The organism is Roseovarius aestuarii (assembly GCF_019966515.1).
Lineage (GTDB): Bacteria > Pseudomonadota > Alphaproteobacteria > Rhodobacterales > Rhodobacteraceae > Roseovarius > Roseovarius aestuarii.
On sequence record NZ_JAIMIB010000003.1, the window covers coordinates 357,904 to 382,490 of the forward strand.

Below are 24,587 nucleotides of genomic sequence, written 5' to 3' on the forward strand. Positions count from 1 at the left end.
TCTGTGCCTGTCTTACTCTTCCGCCGCCGCCGCTTCTTCGGCAGGCGCTTCCTCGGCGGGGGCCTCTTCCTCGGCCGGGGCGGCGGCAGCTTCAGCAGCGGCTGCTGCTTTGGCGGCTTTTTCTTCTACGCGTTCCTTGGCCTTGGCGCCGGGTTCACCCTTCTTGGGGTTATTGCGCTCTTTCTTCGCCAGAACGCCGGCGGCTTCCAGCATGCGGCTGATCCGGTCGGTTGGCTGCGCGCCCTCACCCAGCCAGTACTGAACGCGTTCGATGTTCATTTTCACGCGCTCTTCGCTGTCCTTGGGCAAAAGCGGGTTATATGTGCCCAGCTTTTCGATGAAGCGACCATCGCGGGGCATCCGCGAGTCGGTCGCAACGATGCGGTAGAAGGGACGTTTTTTCGAGCCGCCACGGGCGAGACGAATTTTCATAGCCATGATGTTTTCTCCTATTTCCTAGCTATTTGAGGGGCAATCAGCCCGTCATTCCTGGTGTTTCTTGTGGTGTTGGATCACTTCGCCAATGATGAAGTTCAGGAACTTCGTGGCAAATTCCGGGTCAAGATCGGCTTCAATCGCCATGCGTTGAAGCCTCTCGATCTGCTGGCTTTCGCGCAGCGGGTCTGAGGGGGGTAGCGTGTGCTGGGCCTTGAGTTGCCCGACGGCCTTGGTGTGTTTGAACCGTTCCGCCAGCGTATAGACCAGCACCGCGTCTAGACGGTCAATGCTGTCGCGATGCTCTTTCAGAAGCTCTGCGGCCAGAGTGCTTGGGTCAGACATATTGGTCCTCCGGAGCAGACGAATCCGGCGTGGGGTACTTACCGTTTTCACGTCTGATGTGCATTGTGTTGAGGATGAGTTCGCTGCGTATCATCACGGGTTTACCTCGCGCGGGTGGCGGTAGATGTGGCAGGGTTTGCCCAACAATTCGCCTTCACACTCGAACCTTGCGTCAAGCCGATCCGCCAGCGCGACAGAACGGATGTTTTCCGGGGAAATATAGGAAATCACCGCATCAAGTCCGAAATGCCTGGCCGAATAGGAACGTGCCGCTAGGCAAGCCTGATAGGCATATCCCTTGCCTTCAAATCCATCATAGATGTGCCAGCCGAGCTCGGGCTCGTGCCAGCCGTCATTAAAGATCATCCCGACCCGGCCCGCGACCTGGCCGGTTTCACGATGCTCGACCATCCACATGCCATAGCCGCGCAGAGTCCAGTGCCCGATCCCAGCCAGGAAGGCGCGCCAACTGCTCCATTGGTCTTGTGGCCCACCGACGAAGCGGGCGCGTTCTGAGGCGCCGAACGAGGCCATGGCCTCGAAATCGTCTTCGCGGTAGCCGCGCAGGATCAGATCGCTTGTGTCGATTGTGGGGGCGTGGGGGGGAATGCTCATCTCAGCGCCTCGGGGGACGGGTGGCGATAGAGCAGGTCTTCGCCCAGATGCACGTTGTCATAGGTACGTTCGTATTGCGCGCCCATGCGGGTCGCGAGCGCGATCGAGCGGTCATTGCCGGGCTTGATGTTTGAGGTGAGCGTGGTCATGCCCAGATCGCTGTAAGCCCAGTGCCGCGCGCATTCAGCGCCTTCGCGGGCCAGGCCCTTACCCTCGAACCCTTCGAACAGGATCCAGCCCAGCTCCGGCTCAGGCCAGCCTTCGGGATTCCAGAGCCCGGTTATGCCGCAGGCGGTGCCGGTATCCTTCAGTTCCATGGTAAAAAAGCCATAGCCGTGCAGCGCCCAGTGACCGATGGATGTGGCCAGCCAGCGCCAGGCGTCGTCGCGCGCAAGCGGTCCGCCAAACCCCCAGGAGCGGCTTTCATCGGCGTAGAAGGCAGCAATCGGTTCGAAATCCCGCGCCTCGGGGCCGCGCAGGATCAGCCGGTCGGTTTCAAGCCGGGGGATGTTAAGCGTTAATGTCACGCGCCGCCCCCCGCAGGAAAATGGCGATAGCTGTCGCAGTTGGGAACAACGTCCTCCGCCCCGGCCTCATGGCGGGCGCCCAGCCGTTCGGCCAGCTTGCGGGATGCGGTATTGGCACGGTCGATATAGCTGACGACGCTGCTCCACCCATGGGTAGTGAACAGGTGATCCAGAACCGCAAGGCAGGCCTCGGCGGCATATCCCTTGCCCTCGCACTCGGCGCTTGTCAGTAGCCAGGACATTTCCGGCTCGTGAAAATGGTCCGGGTGGAACGGTCCGGCTATGCCGATGCAATGGTCAGTCTCTTTCAGGGCAATGCTGAACATGCCGTAGCCGCGTAGCACCCATTGCCCGACATATGCGGAAAACTTGTGCCAGCCGTCATTGGCATTCATCGGACCGCCATAAAATTCGGCACGGTCGGAGGCAAGAAACCCCAACATAGGTGCTGTGTCCGCGGCGCTGGGCGCGCGCAGGATCAAACGTTCGGTTTCAAACCGGGGGATATCTAGCGTCAGCGTCATGCGTTATTTCTTTTTACCAAAGCCGCTGAGACCAGGGGGCAGGCCCATTCCACCGCCCAGCCCGGGCAGGCCGCCGCCTTTGCCCATCTGTTTCGCCGCTTGTTCCAGCGCCTTGGGGTCCATGCCGGCGGCCATGTCCTCGGGGTTGGGGTCGCCCTTGCCGAACATGCCTTTCATCGCCTGTTTCAGCATGCCGCCTTTGCCCATCTTCTTCATCATGTCGCCCATCTGGCGTTGCATTTTCAGAAGTTTATTCAGCTCAGACACTTCCATCCCGGCGCCTTTGGCAATGCGTTTCTTGCGGCTGGCCTGTAGGATCTGCGGATTGGCGCGTTCCATTTTGGTCATCGACTGAATGAGCGCGATCTGCTGTTTCAGGATCTTGTCGTCAAACCCGGAATCCTGCACCTGCTTGGCCATTTTGCCCATGCCGGGCATCATGCCCATCACGCCTTCCATGCCGCCCATCTTAAGCATCTGTTCCAACTGCATCTTCATGTCGTTCAGGTTGAAGCGGCCCTTCTGGAAGCGCTTCATCATCTTCTCGGCCTGTTCGGCCTCGATGGTTTCTTGCGCCTTTTCGACCAGGCTGACGATATCGCCCATGCCCAGGATGCGGCCCGCGATGCGGTCGGGCTCGAAGGTCTCGATCGCGTCCATCTTCTCGCCGAGGCCGACATATTTGATCGGTTTGCCGGTGACCGCGCGCATTGAAAGCGCTGCACCACCGCGCCCGTCGCCATCCATCCGGGTCAGCACCACGCCCGAGACGCCGATCTTGTCATCAAACTCGGTCGCGACATTGACCGCGTCCTGACCGGTCAGGCCATCGACCACCAGCAGGGTCTCGCGTGGGTTGGCGACGTCGCGGACCTGTGCGGCCTGTTGAATGAGTTCCGCGTCGATATGCAGACGGCCCGCAGTGTCGAGCATGTAGACATCGTAGCCGCCGAGGCTGGCCTGGGTCTTGGCGCGTTTGGCAATCGCAACCGGATCTTCGCCCTTGACGATGGGTAGCGTATCGACGCCGATCTGGCGGCCAAGAATTTCCAACTGTTCCATTGCCGCCGGGCGGTTGACGTCCAATGACGCCATCAGCACCCGCTTGCCGTCTTTTTCCGTGAGCCGCTTGGCCAGCTTGGCGGTTGTAGTGGTCTTACCAGAGCCCTGCAGGCCGACCATCAGAATGGGGGCAGGCGGGTTGTCGATCTTGAGCGCACCCGGCTCGCCCTCGCCAGTCAGCGTATCGACCAGCGCGTCATGTACGATCTTGACGACCTGCTGGCCCGGCGTGATCGACTTGGTCACCGCCTGACCGGTGGCCTGTTCCTGCACCTTCTTGACGAAATCCCGGGCGACGGGCAGCGAAACGTCAGCTTCCAGCAGCGCCACGCGAACCTCGCGAAGCGCGGTCTTGACATCATCCTCGCTTAGCGCGCCCTGTTTGGTTAGCCGGTCGAAGACGCCGGACAGGCGTTCTGATAGATTTTCAAACATGCCTCGGCCTCCTTTGCCGGTTACGCCAATGCCGCGCAGATTAGGCGCAACGGTTCAAATCACTAACGCCCCCGTGGGCGCAACGCGCTGACGGAGGTCGATCCCGGGGAAACCCCCATGGGACCGGAAGCTTTGACAGACTCCCGGAATGTTGTCCGCCGTTTAGGCCTGTCATATGCGTAAGTCAAGCAGAGGCTCGGCTTTGCGGCCTTTGGTGCAGCGCCATAAGCGCCTTGGAAAAAATGAAAGCTGTTTGGCAAGAACAGCGAAGCATGGCCCCAATTAGGTCAAGTCGGTTGCGCTTGCTAGATCGTTGGTGTCGCGTAAAGCCTTCAGCCATTCATTGACTGCGCCGGTAACGGTGGCTGCGCCCGTGCCGCTCGACAAGACCGCTGTCACAGGCTTGGTCACTGTGCCGTCGGTGCCCGATTTGTTGCGGATGACAAAGACCGGGCGCGACAGGGTTTGACCGGAGTTGACGCCATTGCGGCTGTTGCTGCGGCCAGTTTCGGTTTCCGCGCGGATCACGTCTGCAAGCGGGAATACCCTTTCAGTGTAGCGGAACATCGTTCTGCTGCGCAGGGTCAGGGTCTGTGCCCGGGCATCGAGAATGAGTTGCAGGCGCTCCACGAACACGCCCATTGCGCCGACGCCCATCCCGCCGCCAACGAACACAAAGATCAAACCGGCCCAGTGCTGGGTGAGCGTCAACAATCCGATCGCAACGAAGGTGAGCGTGAAAAACAGCAGCATGATGGCAAGGAACCAGGGCGTTTCACCGACGATCAGCAATTCGGGCGTATTGTGTTTGATCTTCATGGCCGCAGGTTATGCGCGGCGCTTGCGGAATTCACCTTGCGTTTGCGAACGAACAGGCAAATATTCGCGGCGATTGTTAACTGTTGCACAGATGAGACATGGATAACTGGGACGAGATCAGAACTGCCTATAATGTTGCAAGGATCGGAACCGTCAGCGGGGCGGCCGAGATGCTGGGCGTGCACCATGCCACGGTCATACGGCATATTGATGCGCTTGAAGAGCGATTGGGCGTGCGCCTGTTTCAGCGCCATGCACGCGGCTATACACCAACCGAGGCGGGTGAGGACCTGCTGCGCGTGGCGCAGGCGACGGATGACCAGTTCAGCCAGCTTGCCGGGCGGATCAAGGGGCAGGGGGACGCGGTATCGGGCGAATTGGTGATCACCTCGTTGGGTGGGCTGAGCTATCTGCTGGTGCCGGTGATCGCGGAATTTCAACGTGAATATCCTGACCTGATTGTCCGTTATCTGACAGGGGACCGTCTGTTTCGGTTGGAATATGGCGAGGCGCATGTCGCAGTGCGCGCCGGGTCAGTGCCGGATCAGCCAGATAACGTCGTGCAGACCTTCATCCAGCAAAAGATCGCGCTCTATGCCAGCGAAAACTATATTTCGCGGCGCGGTGCACCAACGGGGCCGGCGGATTATGCCAATCACTGCTTTGTCGGCTCGGATGATCAGAAATCACGGGCGCCGTTCAACAAATGGCTGCGCGAGAATGTACCGGCAGATCGTATTGTCTTTCGCAGCGGTGACGTGCATGCCCTGCGCCGGGCAGTGCAAGAGGGCATCGGCATTGGTTTCATGGCCCAGCTGCATGCAGCCGAATTGGGGGGGCTGGTTGAAATTCATCCGCCGTTGGATATCTGGTTGTCGCCGCTCTGGCTGGTGACCCATATGGATCTGCATCGGACCACCAAAGTTCAGGCGTTTCTGTCTTTTCTCAAAGAGCGTGCGAAAGGCTGGGAAAGCGCATGACCGAGGGGTCGCGCGGCCACCTGGCGATGCTGTGCTTTTCCGGACTGATCGCCGGATCGTTCGCGCTTGGGTCGATGGCCGCGCCGCATATCGCGCCGACGGCGCTGAACGCGGTGCGCTTCATCCTGGCCTCGGTACTGGTCGGGGCGGTGGCCCTGGGCACGACGGGCATCTCGCGCGCAGCGCTTGCCGCGCCTTGGCGCTATTTGCTGATGGGCGCGTCGATGGGGATCTATTTCGTGCTGATGTTCGAGGGGTTGAAAACCGCGCCGCCGGTTTCCGCCTCGGCGGTGTTCACGCTTACGCCGATCATGTCGGGCCTGTTTGGCTACTGGCTATTGCGTCAGATCACCACTCGGCGCATGGCACTTGCGCTGGCCGTAGGTGGTGCGGGCGCGCTCTGGGTCATCTTTCGTGCCGATTGGCAGGCCTTTCTGAGCTTCGAGGTCGGTCGGGGCGAGATGATCTATTTCGTGGGATGCGTGGCGCACGCGTTCTACACACCGCTGGTGCGCAAGCTGAACCGGGGTGAGCCGCCGGTGGTATTTTCGCTGGGGGCGATGGTGGGTGCGGCGGCGCTGATCACGCTGGCGGGGTGGCGCGATATCATGGTCACGGACTGGGTGGCGCTGCCTGGCATTGTCTGGATCACGATCGTTTATACCGCGGTTTTTGCCACGGCGGCGACGTTCGTTTTGCTGCAATATGCGTCGCTCAGACTGCCGAGCGCCAAGGTAATGGCCTATACTTATCTGACCCCAAGCTGGGTGATCCTGTGGCAATTCATGTTGGGCCACGGCGCGCCAGGGCTGTTGATATTCGGCGGTATTGCGCTGACTATGTTGGCGCTTTGGCTGCTTTTGCGAGATGATGATGTTACCCGCCCCGTGAAAAAATAATGGAACCTCATGACGTTTCAGGACGTTGAGTCGTACAATAACTCAAGAAGTGGGACATGTTATGCGCAATATTATCTACCTCGTCGGTCTGGTCGTAATCGTTTTGGCGATCGTTCAGTTCGTCCTGTAACGAACGACACCTTGCAGCCTTCGGGAGCAGATCGGGACTGGCCTGATCTATCATCCTGAGCGAAGTCTTTATCAGATGAGAGCCCGGCAGCGGCCGGGCTTTGACGTGTTTGCATTCGACTTTGCGCGCCTTGGGGGAAATATCAAGAATTATTCCCGCTATGGATGCGCGCCCCCAGCCTGTAGAAGCAAGGCGCTGTTCCAAGGGGGGAATCGGATGCTCAGTATCGAAAGCGCTGTTCTTGTTGTGGCCCTGGGGTTGTTGTTTCTAGGTGTCGTCTGAGCTGTCCGAAAGATGTTCGACCACCAAAAACCGCTCGAACGCCTCCAGATTGACCGGCTCAAACTGACCAAAGCCCTGCATCCAGACGCTGGCATCCTTCATCGCGTCGGGTTCAAGCTTGCACCATTTTACCCGCCCGCGCCGTTCCTGACTTATCAGGCCGGCGCGGCTCAGGATGTTGAGATGTTTGGAGATTGCCGCGAGCGACATCTCGAACGGTTCGGCGACATCGGTCACAGCCATGTCATCTTCCAGCAGCATCGACAGGATCGCGCGGCGGGTGGGATCGGCCAGGGCGGCGAAAACGGTGTCGAGCGGACTGGGCATGACCCCCGTGGTACGTGTAATGTAAAGCTCAGGTCAATTCCTGAAATGACCGGCGACTTCACCGATTGGGTCTTCGGGCGCCCGTTGCCGGTCTGATCCGTCGCTTGTTCTGTCACAATGCGTCAGTGCCAGCCTTGTCCGACACAATGTCACATAAGTGGGAAAACCAGACCCTTCTTGATACAGAACAAAGTTGGATCCGACCGTTCAACTTACCTTTGTCGCCACATCTGTATTTGAGGAGGCGACGACATGTTCACACATATTATGGTGCCTTATAATATGGCCGACCGCGAAAAATGCGCGAAATCCATCAAGGTTGCGGGCGACCTTGCACGCCGCCATGACGCCCGGATGACGCTTGTCAGCGTTGCCGGCGGCATCAACGGGATGGTGTCGCATTCGGTAGACGAGATGGAGCGACTTCTGTCGGCCTATGCCGCTCAAGTTGGGGTGGCGGAACGTGTTGAGGTTGATAGCCGCTTTTACGATGTACCTGATCCGTCCGTCGAGGTGGACAGAGTGCTGATCAAGGCCATTGGCGATACCGGTGCAGATCTTGTGGTAATGGCATCACATCACCCGGGCTGGGTAGAATATCTGGTCAATTCCCACGGAGGGCGGGTTGCGTCACATGCGCAGGTGTCGGTCTTTGTGGTACGTGATTAGAGCCTTTTAATGTCAGACGGAACCAATCCCGTCAGTGGAGTGTTTCCGGCTAGCCAGGATTCACTCGAGGCGCAATAGGCCGACCGGTATGCGGTCCGACCACAGCCTGTGTGGCAACCGAAACAAGGACGATTGCACCACCGATCATCTCGGGCGGGGTCATTGCCTCGTGCACGACAAGCCAGACCCAGACGGGCCCCAGCACGCTTTCGAGCAAGACCAGCAGGCTGACCTCGGCTGCGGGCACATAGGGCGTGCCCCAGGTGACAAAGGCAATGCCGATCCCGATGGTAAAGCCGCCCATGAACAGACAAAGCCAGAAGTCGTAGGCCGAGACCTGAAGCCCCACACCGATGATCAGCGAGCAACATAAGCCGATGACCAGACAAAAGGCACCACCCAGAAATGTACCGCCCAGCACGTCGGGTTTGCGCGAGCGTCGCGCCAGTGTCAGCATCAGGGCAAAGCTCAACGCAGAGATGAAGGCGAAGAGGTTGCCGGTGGTACGCCCCAAATCGATGCCGCCCTGCACCATGACGCCGACGCCCAGTACGGCCAGCGCCATGGCCGCCAAAGTTACCTTGCTTGGCCGCTCATTAATCCAGACCCAGGCAAGGATCGCGGCGCAGAGCGGCGAGATCGACAGAATGAAGAGCGCCGAGGCCACCGAGGTGTTCAGCATCGCAAACACATAGGCCGTGAAGGCGACTGACAGGGCCATCCCCATAAATAGATCGTTGCGATCAAGACTGGTCAGAAACTTCAGAGGAGAGACCTTGCGGCGCAAACAGGCTACCAGCGCCACCATCCCCGCGAGCGAGATCGACCGATAGGCAAGGATCTGAAAGCCATCGGCACCGTCGATAAGTCGCATTAACAGGCCCACGAAACTCATGAACGTGGCCCCTAGCAGAATGATTGCCGTCGCGTGTGTCCTTGTCATGTTCTGGCCCGTTCGTTGATCGGATCGGCTTATCGGCATTGGCTGCCACCTGTCCACAAAATATTATCGGGGGCACGAACCGGACAGCAACGCCCTGTCTCGCGATAAGAAAGATCAACCAAATGGTTGAATATCGTATTTGCGGCCAAAACGACCGCTGGCGCGCTCAGAGGCCATTTTCATGCAAGCGCACGTTCCAATATTATTGTTTATTATCAGTAATTTAAATGCATAAATCGCGTTTCTCACGCCTGCTTGACTCATTGCATCCTCCCGCATAGCAAAGGGCAACCGTTTCCAGGGGGTAAATCCGCGTGACAGAGCCGGACCAAAGCGAGCGTTTGGCGCAGCTTGAGGCCAGGATCGACGCGCTGAAGGCGAAGGATGCGCCGAAGCCCCATCAGGAAACGCACTATTCCCAGGCCCATCTGGCCTGGCGCATGGTGATCGAACTTGTGGTCGGTCTGTTGATCGGCTTCGGCATGGGGTACGGGCTGGACAGCCTGTTCGGGACGCTCCCGATCTTCCTCGTGATTTTTACATTGCTGGGTCTCGCTGCGGGCATCAAGACGATGATGCGCAGCGCACAGGAAATCCAGCAGAAGACAGTGACGACACCCGACGAGGGTGCTGACGAGAGGGAAAAAGATGGCGACTGAATCGGAAAAAGGCACAGAGCTGGTTTTCCACCCGATGGATCAGTTCATCGTCAAGCCGCTGTTTGGTGACGGCGCGGTCGGTCTTTTCACCGTTACCAATGTGACGCTTTGGATGGCGATTACCGTTCTGTGCATCGTGGCACTTCTGGTGCTGGGGACCTCGGGCCGCTCGGTTGTTCCAAGCCGCATCCAGTCGATCGCCGAGCTGTGCTATGGCTTCATCCGCAAGATGGTTGAGGACGTCGCGAGCAAAGAAGCGTTGCCCTATTTCCCCTATATCATGACGCTGTTTATCTTCATCGTCTTCTCGAATTTCCTGGGCCTTTTGCCTGGCGCCTTCACCACCACCAGCCACATCGCCGTGACAGCGGTTATGGCGATGGCGGTATTCCTTGCCGTGACCATCCTGGGTTTCGTCAAGAACGGTATGGGGTTCCTGAGCCTTTTCTGGATCAGCGCTGCGCCGCTCCCCTTGCGGCCCATCCTGGCACTGATCGAGGTGATCTCTTATTTCGTGCGTCCGGTCAGCCACTCCATCCGTCTGGCTGGTAACATGATGGCCGGCCACGCGGTGATCAAGGTTTTCGCGGCCTTCGCGCCGATGATCCTGATTGGCTGGATCGGCATTCTGGTCACGCCGCTCAGCATCATCGCAATCACCGCGATCTATGCTCTCGAAGTGCTGGTGGCCTTCATTCAGGCCTATGTCTTCACGATCCTGACCTGCGTGTATCTGAAGGATGCCCTGCATCCCCACCACTAGGGACGAAATGAAACGACTGGTGCGCAAGATTGCGCGCCACCCGAACAACAAGAACAACTCAATTCCATCGTAAGGAGAAATCAAATGGAAGGTGACGTCGTACAAATGGGTGCATACATCGGTGCTGGTCTGGCCTGTACAGGTATGGGCGGTGCTGCTGTTGGTGTGGGCCACGTTGTTGGTAACTTCCTGTCGGGCGCCCTGCGCAACCCTTCGGCAGCCGGTGGCCAGACTGCAACCATGTTCATCGGTATCGCGTTCTCGGAAGCGCTGGGGATCTTCTCGTTCCTCGTTGCACTTCTGCTGATGTTCGCCGTCTAAGCTTACGGAACCTGATCCTTACGGCCGGGGCGGCGGGGTTGACCCGTCCCCCGGTGTAAACGGTAAGTTTCCCTAAGAAAGGACGACGACATGGCAACTGAAACGCACGATACAGCCAGCGCATGCGTCGACTCGTTCGGCGGCGCCATTGGCATGCCGCAGCTATGCGGCGAGTGGTTTGGCAACCAGATCTTCTGGCTTCTGGTCACGCTGGTCGTGATCTTCTTTGTCCTGTCGCGCATTGCCCTGCCGCGCATTGCGTCGATCCTGGCAGAGCGTCAGGGGTCGATTACAAACGATCTTGCGGCTGCCGAAGACCTGAAGGCCAAGGCCGTCGAGGCCGAAGAAGCCTATAACAAGGCGTTGGCCGATGCCCGTGCCGAGGCACAGAATATTGTCGCCCAGGCCAAGGCCGACATTCAGGGCGAGCTGGACGAGGCGATCGCCAAGGCCGATGCCGAGATTGCTGCGAAATCCGCCGAAAGCGAAAAAGCCATTGCCGAGATCCGCGCCTCCGCGCTGGATAGCGTCAAGGTTGTCGCCAAGGACACCGCCAAGGAAGTCGTTTCCATGATGGGTGGTAAAGCTGACGCGAAAAGCGTGACCGCAGCGGTCACTGCACGGATGAAGGGGTAGGGATATGCGCACAACTATTGCAACTCTTATTGCTCTGACCACTGCCAGCCCGGCGCTGGCGGCTTCGGGTCCGTTCCTGTCACTGAGCAACACCAATTTCGTGGTGCTGGTGTCCTTTCTGCTGTTTGTCGCCGTACTGGTCTATCTTAAAGTGCCGTCGCTTCTGGGTGGTATGCTGGACAAGCGCGCCGAGGGTATCAAATCCGAACTGGATGAGGCCCGTGCCCTGCGTGAAGAGGCCCAGACACTGCTTGCTGGATATGAGCGTAAGCACAAAGAGGTGCAGGATCAGGCCGACCGTATTGTTGCTCACGCCCGCGAAGAGGCGAAGGTTGCGGCGGAGCAGGCCAAGGAAGATCTGAAGACCTCGATCGCGCGCCGTCTGGCTGCCGCTGACGAACAGATCGCCTCGGCTCAGGCCTCCGCCATGAAAGAGGTGAAGGATCGCGCGGTCATGATCGCGATTGGTGCCGCAAAGGATGTCATCGCCAAGCAGATGACTGCCGCCGATGCCAACAAGCTGATCGAAAGTGCCATCGAAGACGTGGACGCCAAGCTGCACTGACCACACGCGTGGGGTTCACATCCTACGAAATAACCCCGGGCTGAGATGCCCGGGGTTATTTCGTTTTAGTGCCAACTAGTTGTGATCGGTCGTTGCCGGTCAGCCTGCGATCATCTCGGCTTGTTTCACGATCACTTCTGCCTGCTTGATCGAGGCGATATCCACGAGGCGACCCTTGTAGACGGTCGCGCCTTCGCCATTGGCCTTGGCGTTTTCCATCGCCTCAAGGATTTCGCGCGCTTCCTGGACAGCTTCGTCGGAGGGGGTGAAAACCTCGTTGGCGAGGGCGATCTGCTTGGGGTGGATTGCCCATTTACCGACCATGCCCAGCGTCGCGACCCGGCGCGCCTGTGCGCGGAAGCCGTCATCATCGCCGAAATCACCAAACGGCCCGTCGACCGGCAACAGTCCGTGTGTCCGGCAGGCTGCCACGATCTTGGCCGTTGCCCAGTGCCACGGATCGGGCCAATAGCTGTTGCCCTCATGTAGCATGTAATAGTTCGCCTGTGTGCCCCCGATACCGGTTGTGGCCATGCCCATCGATGCGGCGAAATCCGCAGCGCCAAGGCTCAGCGCCTGCATGCGCGGACTGGCGGCGGCGATCTCTTCGACATGGCAGATGCCTGCCGAGGTTTCGATGATCGCTTCAAAGCTGATCTTCTTTTGACGACCCTTCGCGGTTTCCAACGATGTAACAAGCGCATCAACCGCATAGATATCGGCTGCGCATCCTGCTTTCGGGATCATGATCTGATCCAGCCGGTCACCTGCTTGTTCCAGCAGATCGACAACATCCTTGTACCACCAGCCGGTATCCAGCCCGTTGATCCGTACGCTGAGGTACTTGTTGCCCCAATCGACCGAGTTGATTGCCTCGATCGTCTGCGCCCGTGCCAGATCCTTGTCGGTGGGGGCGACCGAATCTTCCAGGTCGATATTGATCACATCCGCCGCTGAGCCCGCCATTTTCTCAAACAGTTTCGCGTTCGAGCCTGGGCCGAACAGTTGACACCGGTTCGGGCGGGCAGGGGCGGGAGGTTGCAGGCGAAAGCTCATGGAGGTCGGTCCCTTCGGTAACCAAATTGCGTTTGATTTCGTGCAACCGGTATTAAATTGCGCGGCTGCCTGCAAGGCGATTTCCTGCGACATCATCGCCTGGATGCGACTCCTCTGTCGCAAACAAGGGCGATGGCTCATGCGGCACCTGTAACGCTTCGTTAAAGACAGGAGAGCACATGCAGCGCGCAATCATGGAAAACTGGGCCCTTTTCCTGGGCATGCTGATGCTGATGATCGCCAACGGGCTATTGGTCACGCTGCTGTCGATCCGAGGCGCGGGGCTTGGGTTCACGCCGCTGACCATTTCGATCATGCAGGCCTGTTATCCGCTTGGCGCCCTGATCGGCACGATTACCGTGCCGCACCTGATCGAAAAGGTCGGTCATATCCGGGTGTTTTCGGCGCTGGCCTCGCTGGTTTCCATTGCGGCAATCATTCACTTGCTGACCAGTGATCCGATCAGTTGGAGCGCCATGCGGTTTATGGCCGGTATCTGTTTTCCCGGGCTCTATGTGGTTACGGAAAGCTGGCTTAACGCCAAATCAGAAAATCGTATCCGAGCGCAGGTGTTATCGGTCTATTTCATCATTCAGACCCTCGGGCCAGCCGCGGGCACGGCGATGGTCGGTTTTCCCGATCCTAGCGGCAACCTGATGTTCGGGATCGTTTCGATCCTGATCTCTCTGGCGATCGTTCCATTGTTGCTTTCGGGCATTCGTGCGCCTGACTTTTCTGCCCCCGACAGGATGAGTGTGACCAAGCTCTATCGTGTCTCCCCGATGGCGGTCATGGGGATTGTCCTGATGAGTATCGCGGTCTCGGCCTGGTTCATTGCGCTACCGCTCTATGGGCTACAGAAAGGCTTTACCGAGGCACAGGCGTCAGGCGCGCTGGTTGTCGCGATGATCGCCGCCGGGGTTGTGCAATATCCGGTCGGTTGGATTTCGGACAATATCGACCGGCGCTACGTGGTGATCGGACTTTGTTTTGTGGCGATACTGGCTGCCGTCTGGATGGCAGTCGATACATCCCCGTCGCGGATCATCATCGGTTTTGCGGTGATTGCGGCGATGACATTGCCGGTCTATTCGATCCTCGCCGCCCACGCCAATGATCAACTGAAACCCAGCCAGGTCATTGCCGCCAGCGGAACAATGGTTTTCCTGCTGCAGTTCGGACAGGTCTTCGGGATGTTACTGGGCCCAAACGTCACCGCAATGGGTGATGGCCGGGGGCTCCAATTGCTGGTCGCGGTCATCAGTGTTGGTGTTATCGTGATAGCTGTTGCCCGCCGGGTCAGCCGCGAAGCACCAGAGGAGACCGGCGAGGTTCTGGCAACCGGCATTCTGGGCGCCGCGCAGCCAGGTCTTTTGCAGGCAGAGGTGATTGCCGCGTCAGATGAGGCTGAAAGGGAATAATCATGCGCGAAATGTATATTTTGCCGAATTAACTCCCGTCAAAACTTGATCAATGAGTGATTTCAACAGAAACTCGCACGGGAATTGTCGGAAACTACGCCGAAATTGATTCCGCCGGGGGACTTACCATGATCGAGACACCGTATCTTCTGTTTCTGGGCGATGCGCCCGACATGCTTGCCGCGAAGGTGGCCATTGGCATCCGCGACTGGCGCCCGGAAAATGCCATCGGCCAGATCCGCCTGCCCGGTTGCGGCGCCGATTTGGGCCTGACCGAGTTAAGCTTGGCCGAGGCCAAGGAAGCCGGCGCCAAGACACTGGTGATCGGCGTCGCCAACCGTGGCGGGGTGATTTCAGCTGCGTGGAAAGAAGTTCTGATCAAGGCGCTGGAAATGGGTTATGATCTGGCCTCGGGCCTGCATAATCTGCTGCGCGACTAGGGCGATCTGGTCGCCGCCGCCCAGACCCATGGCGGCACCCTGCACGACGTTCGCGTGCCCACCGTCGGCTACCCGATCGCTAATGGCGTCAAACGCACCGGCAAACGCTGCCTTGCAGTGGGCACCGATTGTTCCGTCGGCAAGATGTATACGGCGATGGCGATGGAGCGTGACATGCATGCCCGCGGCATGAAGGCCACGTTCCGTGCCACCGGCCAGACCGGCATCCTGATCACCGGCCACGGCGTGCCGCTGGATGCGGTGATCGCCGATTTCATGGCCGGCTCGGTCGAGTACCTGACGCCTGACAATGACGCCGATCATTGGGACATGATCGAGGGGCAAGGCAGCCTCTTTCACGTCTCGTATTCCGGGGTGACCATGGCGCTAATTCACGGCGGTCAGCCGGACGCGTTGATCCTCTGCCATGAGCCCACCCGCGAGCACATGCGCGGCTTGCCGGGCTACAAGCTGCAATCGCTGGAAAAGCTGCGCGACACTGCGCTGCCGCTTGCACAGATCGCCAACCCGACCTGTCAGGTTGTCGGGATCTCGGTCAACACCCAGCACCTGTCCGAAGGCGACGCCCGCGCCTATCTGGCCGAGGTCGAGGGGCGCATGGGCCTGCCCGCCGCCGACCCCTACCGTTTCGGATCGGGCAAGCTGGTGGATGCGCTCGCGGCGCTGTAACCTGCACCGCGGTGGCCCGGACCGGTCACCGCGCTTGACTATTTTAGAAAGACGAGAAGGGGCAGACCGGTGCATATCTCGGTAACGCGCGACACGTTCAAGCTGGCGCAGGTCTTCACCATTTCGCGCGGTTCGCGGACCGAAGCCAACGTGCTGACCGTGCGCCTGAACGACGGCGATCACGAGGGCTGGGGCGAATGCGTGCCCTACGCGCGCTATGATGAGACACTGGACAGCGTGACCGCCCAGATCGAAGGCCTGCCGGAGGGCATTACCCGCGCAGCGCTCTATGATCTGCTGCCAGCGGGGGCCGCGCGGAACGCGGTTGATTGCGCGCTATGGGATCTTGAGGCGAAACGTGCGGGCAAGCGGGTGTGGAAACTGGCGGACCTGCCAGCGCCAACGCCCGAGATCACCGCCTATACGTTGTCGCTGGAGACCCCTGCCAAAATGCAGGAACAGGCGGCCAAACACGCGTTTCGTCCGCTTTTGAAGATCAAGCTGGGCACGCCCGATGACATGCCCCGGCTTGAAGCCGTGCGCGCCGGGGCGCCGGAGGCCCGGATCATCGTCGATGCCAACGAAGGATGGTCGGCGCAGGTCTACGCCGATCTGGCGCCGCACCTGGTGCGGCTTGGTGTCGATCTGGTGGAACAACCCCTTCCGGCAGCGGATGACGACGCGCTCATTGGTATGGACCGCCCGGTGCCGGTCTGTGCCGACGAAAGTTGCCATGACCGGACCAGCCTGCCCAAACTCAAGGGCAAATACGATGTGGTGAACATCAAGCTCGACAAGACCGGCGGCCTGACCGAGGCGCTGGAACTGCGCGACGCGGCACTGGCCGATGGGTACAAGGTGATGGTCGGCTGCATGGTCGGCTCGTCCTTGGCCATGGCACCCGCCACGCTGGTGGCCCAGGGCGCGATGGTCACCGACCTTGACGGCCCGCTGCTTCTGGCCGAAGACCGCGACACCCCGCTTGTGTTCGACAAGGCTGGCGTGCACCCGCCCACGGCGGCACTCTGGGGCTGACGCTCTTACCCAAGGCTTGAGGCTTGAGATGGCAAACAGGACGAACCAACCGCGAGCGCTGATCGAAGGCCGCCCCGTGCTGGTGGTGATCGACATCCAGGCCAGCACATTCCGGGACGACAGCGCCGAGCGCGCCATCGACAACATGCCCGGCTACCGCGACCGGATGCTGCGGGCGCGCGATGCCATCGACCGCGCCCGCGCCTGCGATATCCCCGTCATTTTTATCCAGGAGGTTCACCGCCCAGATCTGATTGATTTCGGTCGTGAACTGGACGGCGCCGAGGATATCCACTGTCTCGAAGATCATCCGAACACTGCGCTGGCGGTCGAGGAAATGGGCATCCTCAAGACTGATTACATCATCCCCAAACGCCGCTACTCGGCCTTCTTCGGCACCGATCTGGAAATCCTGCTGAAAGGCCTCAAAGCCAAAACGCTCCTGCTCTGCGGCGGTCTGACGGATGTTTGCGTGCACTACACCTTCGTTGATGGCCACCAGCACGATTATTTCTGCCGCGTGATCGAAGACTGCGTTGCAGGCTCCTCGACGGGCGCGCATAAAGCGGCATTGAAAGCGATGGAATATCTCCAGACCGGCGCCCTGCGTGGATTGGACGAGACCCTGGATGCCATGACGGCCTATGCCGCGCAAAACTGATTTGACCCGCCCCGGCCGCCGGGGCTGAACAAGAGGACGACACCGATGACCCGCACCGTTTACGTGAATGGAGAATACCTGCCTGAGACCGAGGCGACCGTTTCGATCTTCGATCGGGGTTTCCTGATGGCCGATGGCGTCTACGAGGTGACCAGCGTGCTGGGCGGCAAGCTGATTGATTTCGCCGGCCACCTGAAACGGCTGGAGCGCTCGCTGAACGAGCTCGACATGCAAAAGCCTGCTGATTTCGACAACCTGCTGGATATCCACCGCGAGCTGGTGCGCGTCAACGGGATCGACGAGGGGCTGATCTATCTGCAGGTGACCCGGGGCAGCGATGGCGACCGCGATTTCGCCTTTCCGTCAGCCGATACCAAGCCGACCGTCGTTCTCTTTACCCAGAACAAGCCCGGCCTCGCCCATTCCGAGGCGTCGAAGAAGGGCAACAAGATCATCTCGATCGAGGATATCCGCTGGGGCCGCCGCGACATCAAGACGGTGCAGCTGCTTTACCCGTCAATGGGCAAGATGATGGCCAAGGCGGCGGGCTGCGATGATGCCTGGATGGTCGAGGATGGCAAGGTGACCGAGGGCACCTCCAACAACGCCTATATCGTCAAGGGCGGCAAGATCATCACCCGCCAGCTTTCCAATGACATCCTGCACGGTATTACCCGGGCCGCCGTGCTGCGCTTTGCCAAAGAGGCCCAGATGGTTGTGGAAGAGCGCAGCTTTACCATCGACGAGGCGAAAGAGGCGGATGAGGCATTTACCACCTCGGCCAGCGCCTTTGTCATGCCGGTAGTGGAAATCGATGGCGTGCAAATGGGCGACGGCACCCCCGGCCCGATCGCCAAACGCCTGCGCGAAATCTACCTGGACGAAAGCCTGAAAACTGCGATTTGAGCCTTACTGGTTTTCCAGCAAGGCGGGCCAAAACCCCTCTGCCTTGCTGATGTTGTCATCAATGTCACTGGCCCATTCTCGTCGGACCTTTGGGCTGTAGTTGAGGTATAGCTTGTCGTTCCAGATGCGCCAAGCGAACGGGTCAACATCGGCGACCGCATTCTGACTAGCGGCGTAGGCGCAATAGCCGCCATATTGCGGCGCGAAATGCGCAGGATCGGCCATAAAGGCTGCGCGGTTCTCATCCGAGATGAAAACCCAAGTTGCGCCTTTGTACGCGGCCTGAATGTCCGGATCACCTTTTTTGGGATCGCCGTCATTCCAATAGGTCATGACGTCATAGCCATTCATTGCCAGCTTATTGAAATAGCCAAGGTTGATATCGGGCGCCGGTTCTGCCCGGGCAATGGATGCCAGCGCAAGGATCAGCGCCGGGATGATTGCGATCAGACGAAGCATCATCATTGCGCTAGTCAGCCCCCTTCGGTCTGGTCTGTCTGTTCAGCCCAGCTTTTGCGGAACGCCCCCGGCGACTTGCCAAAACGCTTTCGGAACCGCAACGACAATTGCGAACTGCTGCTGAAACCGGTCGCCACCGCGATCTCGTTGACCGACAGTGCGGTTTCGTTCAGCAGCGCATGTGCCCGCGAAATCCGTTGATCAATGTAGAACTGCGCCGGGCTTACGCCCACGTATTTCTTGAACAATCGTTCCAGTTGACGCCGCGAGATATCGGCCTGAGCCGCGACATCGTCTATTTCGACCGGGTTTTCGAGGTTTTCGTTGATGAATTGCATCGCGGTGATCAGATGCTGGTTACGGCTGCTGAGGGCGACGGAATAGGCTGATTTTTGCAGGGACTTGCGGCTGTCCGAGCGGAAGTGAATACACATATCGGCCACCACGACCGCCAGATCCTTGCCATGGTCCTTTTCGATCATCGCCAGCATCATGTCCGTCGCGGCGCTGCCGCCGCCACAGGTCATCAGGCCGCCGTCGTCCTCATAGAGATTGCCGGTGGGCTCCAGCCCGATGAAGCTTTCGACGAAAGCGGGCCGGTTTTCCCAATGCAAGGTGAATACCCGGTCTTCCAGCAATCCGGCCTGCGCCAGCGCGAATGCTCCTGTGCAGATGCCGCCCGCCTGACAGCCGAAGGCGCGCTGACGGCTCAGCCATGCGGTGATCCGCGGGCTGGTACTATCCACCGGTTCGATGCCCGAGCAGACGAAGGCCGTCGCCGATTTCGGCAGGTTCTTGAGTGCAGTATCCGGCGTGATCATGATGCCGTTTGAGCAGCGCACGGGATTGCCATCTTCGGTCATCACGAACCAGCGATAGAGTTCGCGGTTGGTGACCTGGTTGGCCACGCGTAGCGGCTCGACCGCAGAACTGAAGGCCAGCATCGTCAGTTTCGGTAACAGCAGGAAATAGAAATCCCTGGGCGGGCCGTCATAATCCACCCGGAAATTGGCCGCACCTTTTGGAACAAAACTACGTTCGGTCATCTGATGATCCTAGCGGTTTTGGAGAAGATAATGAAGTTAGCAAGCGCCAGGGCTGAGAGGTACCCTGGCGCCCACGCGATCAGCTTACCAGTTTGGCAACAGGCTCATCGCTGTCCGTCCACGACCGGATTTCATCTTCGCTCGCCTTGGGCGAGAAAAGGCCGGTCATGGCGTAGAAAATGCCGATCACCGGCGATAACCAGCAAGCAAAGGCCAGCGGGATGTAGAGCAGGTTCTCGAAATTACCATCGGCAATGCCCAGTCCAAGTGCGGTGATCACGAAGGCACCACCAGCGTTCCAGGGAATAAGCGGCGATACCAGTGTTCCGCCTTCCTCGATGGCACGGCTGAGGTTCAGTGGCGAATAGCCCATCCCGCGATAGACCGGCACATACATCCTGCCCGGCAGCGCGATCGACAGATACGGGTCACCCGCAACCGTGTTAGTCGCAACCGACGTCAGGATGGCTGAGGTCTGGATACCGGCGAAGGTTTTTACTTTGCTGATGATCACCGCGATGATCGCTTCCAGACAACCAACCCGCTCAAGGGCGCCACCAAAACCAAGCGCCAGCAACACCAGTGAGATGGTCCACATCATCGACTGAATGCCGCCGCGGTTCAGCAGCGGGTCGATTTCGGCAACTCCGGTGTCGATAGAGTAGCCACTATTGGCAAAAGTGAAGGTTTCATGCAGGCCCGCGCCCTGGCAGAAGATCGCCATCAGGCCGCCGACGACGGCACCTGCAAACAGGGATGGGATCGGCGGCTGTTTCATGATCGCCAACACGATGACCAGTGCCGCAGGTAATAGCATGATTGGTGAGATCCAGAACGCCTCGTTCAGCGCCGTGGTGATCACTTCGATACGCTCAAACGAGGTTTGCGACGTATCAATCAGGGTGAAACCTACGACGAAATAGATTCCCAAAGCGATCAGCATCGCCGGTACGGTCGTGGGTAGCATGTTGCGGATGTGGTCAAAAAGGTTGGTGCCGGTCACCGCTGGTGCCAGATTGGTCGTGTCTGATAGGGGCGAGATCTTGTCGCCGAAAAACGCACCCGACACGACAGCACCCGCCGTCCAGTACATCGGAATACCAAAGCCCGCGCCGATGCCCATGAGCGCCAGGCCGACCGTACCCGTGGTGCCCCAGCTTGTTCCCAATGAGACCGAGACGATCGAACACAAGATCATGCCAGCGGCAAGAAAGATTTCGGGCGAGAGCACTTTAAGGCCGTAATAGATCAGTGTCGGTACCGTTCCACTGGCGATCCAGACACCGATGATCATGCCAACCGTGATCAGGATAGATACCGATGGCAGCGAAATATTTATAACGTGAAACACGCCTTCTTCGATATTGGGCCATTTGTGGCCCAATATGAGGCCCACAATGCCGGTGATGGCGATCCCGAAGACCAGCGGAATATGTGGTGTGAAATCACCAAAGTAGAATAGCTGAATGCCCAACACCAGCAGGGTCAGAACGATGGGCACAAGCGCCAGCCCCAACCCCGGTTTGGATATAGCTCCATTGTCAACGGTCATAGCCGTCTCCTCGTTTGTTTCATTTTAGGGTTGTTGCAACGACGACGTTTTTCGCAGCTTTTACGGCGCCCTGCGCGCCGTCAGCGCGCCTCAATCCACCAGATTCGCGACATTCCTGCCTGGATCGCGGTAGATCAGCGTCATCTTAGCGCTATAACGCACTAACCGGCTGCCGGCGGTGTATCGGTCCGGTTGGACATCTAGTCGAAGTGGGTCGGGCAGGCGCGGTGATCGTGCCCCCGGTCAGGATTTCGGGCCGACGTTTTCCGCAAAACTTTTTTCAAAAGCGGCCTGTTTATCGGGGTCGGCATCAGTCTGATACTTGGCTTTCCACTCGTCCATCGTCATGCCGTAGAAAATCTCGCGCGCCTCGGTCTTGTCCATCTCGATGCCGCGCGCGTTGGCGGCCTCCTGATACCAGCGGCTCAGGCAGTTGCGGCAAAACCCGGCCAGGTTCATCATGTCGATATTCTGTACATCGGTGCGCTTTTCCATCAGATGTTCGCGCAACATCCGGAAAGCGGCGGCTTCGAGTTCGATCCGGGTCTGGTCATCCATCGGGTTTCTCCTTTTGACCTACAACATGCGCTTGAGGTAGGGCGGGTTCAAGTCCGACAGGCGCACGGTCAGACTACCGACATCCGGCAACGCCTCTTCCAGCGCTGCCAGCGTGATCTTTGCCAGATCCCCGCGCGTGGCCTCATCGCGCCCCGGCAAAAGCAGAAGCGTCGCATGGGCAAATGTCTGCGGCTCTACCCCGATGCGTGACGCGGTGGTGGCGATGGTCCGCACCCGCACGGTCTCCGGCCCCTTGATCGACGCATGGGCTGCAAAGACATCCCACAACCGATCGCACAATGCCTGAAGGTCGTGGCTGTTTTCCAGCCCTTTGGAATGTTCGATAACGATATGCGGCACGAGGCACCTCTATGGTTTTGAGGATAAAGGCGCGAATACGGATGCGGTGCAACCTGATATTGACGTATGTAGCACTCAGACCGGGTCTGCCTGCAGCCAGACTCCACCTTCGGGGCGTAATGTCAGGATCATCACCGGATCGGGATCACGCCCCTCGACCGGGGTGAAGCGGAAACGCGACAGTAGGGTCGCCAGAATGATAACCGCTTCCTGAAGGGCGAAACTTGCGCCGATGCAGATGCGCGGCCCGTCGCCGAAGGGCAGATAGGCATAGCGTTCGATGGATTTGCGGTCGGCAAAGCGTTCGGGCCGGAAGGCGTTGGCATCCTCCCACAAAAGCTCGTTGCGATGCAGCGCATAGATCGGAATGATCACCGTATCGCCCGCCCGCACGTCGCGCCCGCAGAGCGTATCGTCGGCCTGTGCCGTGCGCGAGATCATCGCGGCAGGTGGGTAAAGCCGTAATGCTTCATCTGCGATCATCCGGATGAACGGCAGGTTGGCGACATCCTCGCCGGTCGCGCTGCGGTCCTTCAGAACCGATTGTGCCTCGACGCGGGCGCGGTCCTGAACCTGCTGATCGAAGGCACACAGGTAAAGCGACCAGGCCAGGGTCAGGGCGGTTGTCTCGTGACCGGCGACGATGAAGGTCAGCAGATTGTCGCGCAATTCCGCCGTGTTCATCTGGCGCTTGGTTTCAGGGTCTTCCCCGGCCAGCAGCAGATCAAGCAGGTCGGGCACGCCTTTGGCACCGCGCTCGCGGCGCGCCTCCACCGCCTCGTCAGCTACCTGTTTCATCTGCGCCGTGGCCTTGCCGGTCATCATCCGCCCCGGGCGTGGCACCCAGTCGGGAAAACCCAGAATGTCAAAAAGCGAGATCTTGCCCGCCTCGGCGATATAGGCGTCGATGGACCGGTGCACCGCCTGCCCGTCGAATGTGCCATCGCCCGAGAAGGTGACCTCGCTGATCACGTCGAAGGTGGTGCGTACCATATCTTCGGCCATGTCGACGGCACGCGGACCAGCAGCCGCGATCCTGTCGCAACTCCGCTCGGCAGCCTCAGCCATGATCGGGGCAAGGTTCTGCACGTTGCGATGCGAGAACACCGGCGCGGCGGTGCGTCTTTGCCATCGCCAATGCGCGCCCTCAGCGATAAAGAGGCTATCACCGATGGCCGGGCGCAGCAGATTCTTGGTCACAACGGATTTCGGGTAGTTATCCAGGTTTTCCAGAAGCATCTGCCGGATCGCGCCGGGATCCATGACCATATGCCAGCGTTTGCCCGTCCGGCCAGAAACCATGGGCTGCTTGGTGGCGATGGCCGGGATGATGCTCAGCAGGTTGCGGCGGGCGGCCTGCAGGCTTTGCCAGATGCCCATAGGCTTGGTCACCAGGGGAACGTGAACGGGGATATGCGCGGCTGTCATCGGCGTGCCTTCCATTGCTATGCCAGATATAGGTGGGGCAGGGCAAACGGGCAAATCATTGCGCTGACAGGCGTGCTGCGCTATCCGATATGTAAAAAAACCGGGGGATGCTGATGTTTCGCTATTGGATGATGATTTTGGCTGCGCTGATAGTGAGCGCCTGCACCAACCCAGATGACCTGGAAGAAGCGCCTGCCTATCTGGGTAATTTTGATCTGGGCCACAACGTGGTCGTAGCGCCTAATCTGACAAAAGGTCCAGCGTCCCGGGAAGCTACCAAAGAAGAGTGGATCGACGAGATGAAGGCAGCTGTCGATGAGCGGTTCGGGCGCTACGATGGAGAGAACCTCTATCACCTTGGTATCAGCGTCGAAGGATATGTCCTGGCGATCCCAGGTGTTCCGATCGTGGCCTCTCCGAAATCCGCGCTGATCCTGAACGTCACTGCGTGGGATGATTCAACCCAGAGCAAGCTCAATGAAAAACCTGAATTGATCACCGTGGTCGAAAGCCTTTCAGGTCCTACGATCCTGGGTTCGGGTCTGACCCAGTCCAAGAAAAAGCAGATGCACAACCTGACGCGCAACGCTGCAAAGCAGATCGAAAGCTGGCTGGTCAAGCAGAACAACGAATTTGGCTGGTTTGAGTCAGATGGCCGTCCCGCGAAAGAAAAACTAACTATTCTGGGCAGCCGGATTGACGGCGATCAAGCAGAAGGTGCCGCGGCGCCGGAAAGTGACGACCTGTTGGACAATGATGAGAGCGCGGCTGCCGAGGCCGGCGATGCGCCAGCCGATACCGCAGCCGCGATTGAAGAGCCGGACGCGGCCGCGTTAGAATAGCCGGCGGGAACCATGGTTTTGGCATGTAACGCTTGATTTTCCGTGCGCGAGACAATAAACGGCGCGCGAAGATGACAATCGGGCCCGAAGGGCCCCCCAACAGACAAGGCGCCCTGAGATATGGCAAAGGAAAAGTTTGATCGTTCTAAACCGCATGTTAACATCGGTACGATTGGTCACGTTGACCACGGTAAGAC

30 protein-coding genes and 1 pseudogene are annotated in these 24,587 nt (G+C 59.1%); 14 read left to right on the forward strand and 17 right to left on the reverse strand.

The genetic code is table 11. From position 1 onward, the window contains the following. Positions 1 to 12 precede the first annotated feature (12 nt). The 7 genes from rpsP to LC334_RS06850 all read right to left on the reverse strand — a co-directional run bounded on the left by rpsP (position 13) and on the right by LC334_RS06850 (position 4,762). Positions 13 to 438 (reverse strand): 30S ribosomal protein S16, encoded by a 426-nt coding sequence (gene rpsP / locus LC334_RS06820; RefSeq protein WP_085799486.1) that lies wholly within the window; start codon positions 436 to 438, stop codon positions 13 to 15. A gap of 45 nt (positions 439 to 483) precedes the next feature. Further along, positions 484 to 780: a chorismate mutase gene (locus LC334_RS06825; RefSeq protein WP_085799487.1), complete on the reverse strand. Its 297-nt coding sequence runs from the start codon at positions 778 to 780 to the stop codon at positions 484 to 486. Positions 781 to 873: 93 nt separating this feature from the next. Beyond that, positions 874 to 1,395 (reverse strand): GNAT family N-acetyltransferase, encoded by a 522-nt coding sequence (locus LC334_RS06830; RefSeq protein WP_085799488.1) that lies wholly within the window; start codon positions 1,393 to 1,395, stop codon positions 874 to 876. Next, positions 1,392 to 1,922, reverse strand: a complete 531-nt coding sequence (locus LC334_RS06835; RefSeq protein WP_085799489.1) for a GNAT family N-acetyltransferase — start codon at positions 1,920 to 1,922, stop codon at positions 1,392 to 1,394. The genes LC334_RS06830 and LC334_RS06835 overlap by 4 nt, the downstream gene beginning before the upstream one ends. After that, on the reverse strand, positions 1,919 to 2,446 hold the full coding sequence (locus LC334_RS06840) for a GNAT family N-acetyltransferase (protein WP_085799490.1): 528 nt from the start codon (positions 2,444 to 2,446) through the stop codon (positions 1,919 to 1,921). The genes LC334_RS06835 and LC334_RS06840 overlap by 4 nt, the downstream gene beginning before the upstream one ends. Positions 2,447 to 2,449: 3 nt before the next feature. Next, complete coding sequence (gene ffh / locus LC334_RS06845) at positions 2,450 to 3,943, reverse strand: signal recognition particle protein (protein WP_085799491.1); 1,494 nt, start codon at positions 3,941 to 3,943, stop codon at positions 2,450 to 2,452. A gap of 282 nt (positions 3,944 to 4,225) precedes the next feature. Beyond that, a complete protein-coding gene (locus LC334_RS06850; protein ID WP_085799492.1) occupies positions 4,226 to 4,762 on the reverse strand; it encodes a hypothetical protein in 537 nt (178 codons plus the stop codon). 98 nt (positions 4,763 to 4,860) lie between these two features. On the opposite strand from LC334_RS06850, the gene LC334_RS06855 reads away from it, so the two are divergent. After that, the gene (locus LC334_RS06855) at positions 4,861 to 5,742 is read left to right on the forward strand and encodes a LysR family transcriptional regulator (RefSeq protein ID WP_085799493.1); all 882 of its coding nucleotides are present in this window, start codon (positions 4,861 to 4,863) and stop codon (positions 5,740 to 5,742) included. Then, on the forward strand, positions 5,739 to 6,641 hold the full coding sequence (locus LC334_RS06860) for a DMT family transporter (protein WP_085799494.1): 903 nt from the start codon (positions 5,739 to 5,741) through the stop codon (positions 6,639 to 6,641). The genes LC334_RS06855 and LC334_RS06860 overlap by 4 nt, the downstream gene beginning before the upstream one ends. Before the next feature lie 397 nt (positions 6,642 to 7,038). Here LC334_RS06860 and LC334_RS06865 read toward each other — a convergent pair whose 3' ends face one another. Continuing rightward, a complete protein-coding gene (locus LC334_RS06865) occupies positions 7,039 to 7,380 on the reverse strand; it encodes an ArsR/SmtB family transcription factor (RefSeq protein WP_085799495.1) in 342 nt (113 codons plus the stop codon). Positions 7,381 to 7,632: 252 nt separating this feature from the next. On the opposite strand from LC334_RS06865, the gene LC334_RS06870 reads away from it, so the two are divergent. After that, positions 7,633 to 8,049, forward strand: a complete 417-nt coding sequence (locus tag LC334_RS06870; protein ID WP_085799496.1) for a universal stress protein — start codon at positions 7,633 to 7,635, stop codon at positions 8,047 to 8,049. Positions 8,050 to 8,098: 49 nt separating this feature from the next. Here LC334_RS06870 and LC334_RS06875 read toward each other — a convergent pair whose 3' ends face one another. Further along, complete coding sequence (locus tag LC334_RS06875; protein ID WP_085799497.1) at positions 8,099 to 8,992, reverse strand: DMT family transporter; 894 nt, start codon at positions 8,990 to 8,992, stop codon at positions 8,099 to 8,101. A gap of 114 nt (positions 8,993 to 9,106) precedes the next feature. Continuing rightward, positions 9,107 to 9,256: a hypothetical protein gene (locus tag LC334_RS06880; RefSeq protein ID WP_176237642.1), complete on the reverse strand. Its 150-nt coding sequence runs from the start codon at positions 9,254 to 9,256 to the stop codon at positions 9,107 to 9,109. Between the two features lie 50 nt (positions 9,257 to 9,306). On the opposite strand from LC334_RS06880, the gene LC334_RS06885 reads away from it, so the two are divergent. The 5 genes from LC334_RS06885 (at position 9,307) to LC334_RS06905 (ending at position 11,936) form a co-directional block, all read left to right on the forward strand. After that, positions 9,307 to 9,651 (forward strand): AtpZ/AtpI family protein, encoded by a 345-nt coding sequence (locus tag LC334_RS06885; RefSeq protein WP_085799498.1) that lies wholly within the window; start codon positions 9,307 to 9,309, stop codon positions 9,649 to 9,651. Further along, on the forward strand, positions 9,641 to 10,414 hold the full coding sequence (locus LC334_RS06890) for a F0F1 ATP synthase subunit A (RefSeq protein WP_085799499.1): 774 nt from the start codon (positions 9,641 to 9,643) through the stop codon (positions 10,412 to 10,414). Before LC334_RS06885 ends, LC334_RS06890 begins: the two co-directional genes overlap by 11 nt. Positions 10,415 to 10,498: 84 nt before the next feature. After that, a complete protein-coding gene (locus LC334_RS06895; RefSeq protein WP_085799500.1) occupies positions 10,499 to 10,735 on the forward strand; it encodes a F0F1 ATP synthase subunit C in 237 nt (78 codons plus the stop codon). 90 nt (positions 10,736 to 10,825) lie between these two features. After that, entirely contained in the window at positions 10,826 to 11,371 is a 546-nt protein-coding gene (locus LC334_RS06900; RefSeq protein ID WP_085799501.1) for a F0F1 ATP synthase subunit B', read from the forward strand. 4 nt (positions 11,372 to 11,375) lie between these two features. Then, the gene (locus tag LC334_RS06905) at positions 11,376 to 11,936 is read left to right on the forward strand and encodes a F0F1 ATP synthase subunit B (protein ID WP_085799502.1); all 561 of its coding nucleotides are present in this window, start codon (positions 11,376 to 11,378) and stop codon (positions 11,934 to 11,936) included. Between the two features lie 99 nt (positions 11,937 to 12,035). On the opposite strand, the gene LC334_RS06910 is transcribed toward LC334_RS06905, so the two are convergent. Continuing rightward, positions 12,036 to 12,992: an L-malyl-CoA/beta-methylmalyl-CoA lyase gene (locus tag LC334_RS06910; protein WP_085799555.1), complete on the reverse strand. Its 957-nt coding sequence runs from the start codon at positions 12,990 to 12,992 to the stop codon at positions 12,036 to 12,038. A 179-nt stretch (positions 12,993 to 13,171) separates the two neighbouring features. Here LC334_RS06910 and LC334_RS06915 point away from each other — a divergent pair, with 179 nt between their 5' ends. The 5 genes and pseudogenes from LC334_RS06915 to LC334_RS06935 all read left to right on the forward strand — a co-directional run bounded on the left by LC334_RS06915 (position 13,172) and on the right by LC334_RS06935 (position 18,145). Then, entirely contained in the window at positions 13,172 to 14,413 is a 1,242-nt protein-coding gene (locus tag LC334_RS06915; RefSeq protein ID WP_085799503.1) for an MFS transporter, read from the forward strand. A gap of 128 nt (positions 14,414 to 14,541) precedes the next feature. Beyond that, positions 14,542 to 15,543: pseudogene (gene dgcN / locus LC334_RS06920) on the forward strand (N-acetyltransferase DgcN). Positions 15,544 to 15,612: 69 nt separating this feature from the next. Then, positions 15,613 to 16,578, forward strand: coding sequence for an N-acetyl-D-Glu racemase DgcA (dgcA, locus tag LC334_RS06925; RefSeq protein ID WP_085799505.1), 966 nt, complete (start codon positions 15,613 to 15,615; stop codon positions 16,576 to 16,578). Between the two features lie 28 nt (positions 16,579 to 16,606). Continuing rightward, positions 16,607 to 17,239, forward strand: a complete 633-nt coding sequence (locus LC334_RS06930) for a cysteine hydrolase (RefSeq protein ID WP_085799506.1) — start codon at positions 16,607 to 16,609, stop codon at positions 17,237 to 17,239. Positions 17,240 to 17,284: 45 nt separating this feature from the next. Then, complete coding sequence (locus LC334_RS06935; protein ID WP_085799507.1) at positions 17,285 to 18,145, forward strand: D-amino-acid transaminase; 861 nt, start codon at positions 17,285 to 17,287, stop codon at positions 18,143 to 18,145. 3 nt (positions 18,146 to 18,148) lie between these two features. Here the strand turns inward: LC334_RS06935 and LC334_RS06940 are convergent, their stop codons facing one another. The 6 genes from LC334_RS06940 to LC334_RS06965 all read right to left on the reverse strand — a co-directional run bounded on the left by LC334_RS06940 (position 18,149) and on the right by LC334_RS06965 (position 23,548). Beyond that, a complete protein-coding gene (locus LC334_RS06940) occupies positions 18,149 to 18,610 on the reverse strand; it encodes a YHS domain-containing (seleno)protein (RefSeq protein WP_085799508.1) in 462 nt (153 codons plus the stop codon). An 8-nt stretch (positions 18,611 to 18,618) separates the two neighbouring features. Continuing rightward, complete coding sequence (locus LC334_RS06945) at positions 18,619 to 19,650, reverse strand: GlxA family transcriptional regulator (protein WP_085799509.1); 1,032 nt, start codon at positions 19,648 to 19,650, stop codon at positions 18,619 to 18,621. A gap of 79 nt (positions 19,651 to 19,729) precedes the next feature. Next, entirely contained in the window at positions 19,730 to 21,202 is a 1,473-nt protein-coding gene (nhaC, locus tag LC334_RS06950) for a Na+/H+ antiporter NhaC (RefSeq protein ID WP_085799510.1), read from the reverse strand. 243 nt (positions 21,203 to 21,445) lie between these two features. After that, positions 21,446 to 21,760 carry a DUF1244 domain-containing protein gene (locus LC334_RS06955; RefSeq protein WP_085799511.1) on the reverse strand — a complete coding sequence of 105 codons (315 nt, stop codon included), beginning with the start codon at positions 21,758 to 21,760 and terminating at the stop codon, positions 21,446 to 21,448. Between the two features lie 18 nt (positions 21,761 to 21,778). Then, entirely contained in the window at positions 21,779 to 22,120 is a 342-nt protein-coding gene (locus tag LC334_RS06960) for a tautomerase family protein (RefSeq protein WP_085799512.1), read from the reverse strand. 75 nt (positions 22,121 to 22,195) lie between these two features. Next, positions 22,196 to 23,548 (reverse strand): cytochrome P450, encoded by a 1,353-nt coding sequence (locus tag LC334_RS06965; protein WP_223412903.1) that lies wholly within the window; start codon positions 23,546 to 23,548, stop codon positions 22,196 to 22,198. Between the two features lie 113 nt (positions 23,549 to 23,661). On the opposite strand from LC334_RS06965, the gene LC334_RS06970 reads away from it, so the two are divergent. Further along, on the forward strand, positions 23,662 to 24,390 hold the full coding sequence (locus LC334_RS06970; RefSeq protein ID WP_085799556.1) for a hypothetical protein: 729 nt from the start codon (positions 23,662 to 23,664) through the stop codon (positions 24,388 to 24,390). The last annotated feature ends 197 nt before the right edge of the window (positions 24,391 to 24,587 follow it).

What these genes read in the sequence shown, in the direction of transcription:
- rpsP (WP_085799486.1), bottom strand. Translation starts at nt 438, where the DNA reads ATGGCTATGAAAATTCGTCTCGCCCGTGGCGGCTCGAAAAAACGTCCC.
- LC334_RS06825 (WP_085799487.1), bottom strand. Translation starts at nt 780, where the DNA reads ATGTCTGACCCAAGCACTCTGGCCGCAGAGCTTCTGAAAGAGCATCGC.
- LC334_RS06830 (WP_085799488.1), bottom strand. Translation starts at nt 1,395, where the DNA reads ATGAGCATTCCCCCCCACGCCCCCACAATCGACACAAGCGATCTGATC.
- LC334_RS06840 (WP_085799490.1), bottom strand. Translation starts at nt 2,446, where the DNA reads ATGACGCTGACGCTAGATATCCCCCGGTTTGAAACCGAACGTTTGATC.
- ffh (WP_085799491.1), bottom strand. Translation starts at nt 3,943, where the DNA reads ATGTTTGAAAATCTATCAGAACGCCTGTCCGGCGTCTTCGACCGGCTA.
- LC334_RS06850 (WP_085799492.1), bottom strand. Translation starts at nt 4,762, where the DNA reads ATGAAGATCAAACACAATACGCCCGAATTGCTGATCGTCGGTGAAACG.
- LC334_RS06855 (WP_085799493.1), top strand. Translation starts at nt 4,861, where the DNA reads ATGGATAACTGGGACGAGATCAGAACTGCCTATAATGTTGCAAGGATC.
- LC334_RS06860 (WP_085799494.1), top strand. Translation starts at nt 5,739, where the DNA reads ATGACCGAGGGGTCGCGCGGCCACCTGGCGATGCTGTGCTTTTCCGGA.
- LC334_RS06865 (WP_085799495.1), bottom strand. Translation starts at nt 7,380, where the DNA reads ATGCCCAGTCCGCTCGACACCGTTTTCGCCGCCCTGGCCGATCCCACC.
- LC334_RS06870 (WP_085799496.1), top strand. Translation starts at nt 7,633, where the DNA reads ATGTTCACACATATTATGGTGCCTTATAATATGGCCGACCGCGAAAAA.
- LC334_RS06875 (WP_085799497.1), bottom strand. Translation starts at nt 8,992, where the DNA reads ATGACAAGGACACACGCGACGGCAATCATTCTGCTAGGGGCCACGTTC.
- LC334_RS06880 (WP_176237642.1), bottom strand. Translation starts at nt 9,256, where the DNA reads ATGAGTCAAGCAGGCGTGAGAAACGCGATTTATGCATTTAAATTACTG.
- LC334_RS06890 (WP_085799499.1), top strand. Translation starts at nt 9,641, where the DNA reads ATGGCGACTGAATCGGAAAAAGGCACAGAGCTGGTTTTCCACCCGATG.
- LC334_RS06895 (WP_085799500.1), top strand. Translation starts at nt 10,499, where the DNA reads ATGGAAGGTGACGTCGTACAAATGGGTGCATACATCGGTGCTGGTCTG.
- LC334_RS06900 (WP_085799501.1), top strand. Translation starts at nt 10,826, where the DNA reads ATGGCAACTGAAACGCACGATACAGCCAGCGCATGCGTCGACTCGTTC.
- LC334_RS06905 (WP_085799502.1), top strand. Translation starts at nt 11,376, where the DNA reads ATGCGCACAACTATTGCAACTCTTATTGCTCTGACCACTGCCAGCCCG.
- LC334_RS06910 (WP_085799555.1), bottom strand. Translation starts at nt 12,992, where the DNA reads ATGAGCTTTCGCCTGCAACCTCCCGCCCCTGCCCGCCCGAACCGGTGT.
- LC334_RS06915 (WP_085799503.1), top strand. Translation starts at nt 13,172, where the DNA reads ATGCAGCGCGCAATCATGGAAAACTGGGCCCTTTTCCTGGGCATGCTG.
- LC334_RS06930 (WP_085799506.1), top strand. Translation starts at nt 16,607, where the DNA reads ATGGCAAACAGGACGAACCAACCGCGAGCGCTGATCGAAGGCCGCCCC.
- LC334_RS06935 (WP_085799507.1), top strand. Translation starts at nt 17,285, where the DNA reads ATGACCCGCACCGTTTACGTGAATGGAGAATACCTGCCTGAGACCGAG.
- LC334_RS06940 (WP_085799508.1), bottom strand. Translation starts at nt 18,610, where the DNA reads ATGATGATGCTTCGTCTGATCGCAATCATCCCGGCGCTGATCCTTGCG.
- LC334_RS06945 (WP_085799509.1), bottom strand. Translation starts at nt 19,650, where the DNA reads ATGACCGAACGTAGTTTTGTTCCAAAAGGTGCGGCCAATTTCCGGGTG.
- nhaC (WP_085799510.1), bottom strand. Translation starts at nt 21,202, where the DNA reads ATGACCGTTGACAATGGAGCTATATCCAAACCGGGGTTGGGGCTGGCG.
- LC334_RS06955 (WP_085799511.1), bottom strand. Translation starts at nt 21,760, where the DNA reads ATGGATGACCAGACCCGGATCGAACTCGAAGCCGCCGCTTTCCGGATG.
- LC334_RS06965 (WP_223412903.1), bottom strand. Translation starts at nt 23,548, where the DNA reads ATGACAGCCGCGCATATCCCCGTTCACGTTCCCCTGGTGACCAAGCCT.
- LC334_RS06970 (WP_085799556.1), top strand. Translation starts at nt 23,662, where the DNA reads ATGTTTCGCTATTGGATGATGATTTTGGCTGCGCTGATAGTGAGCGCC.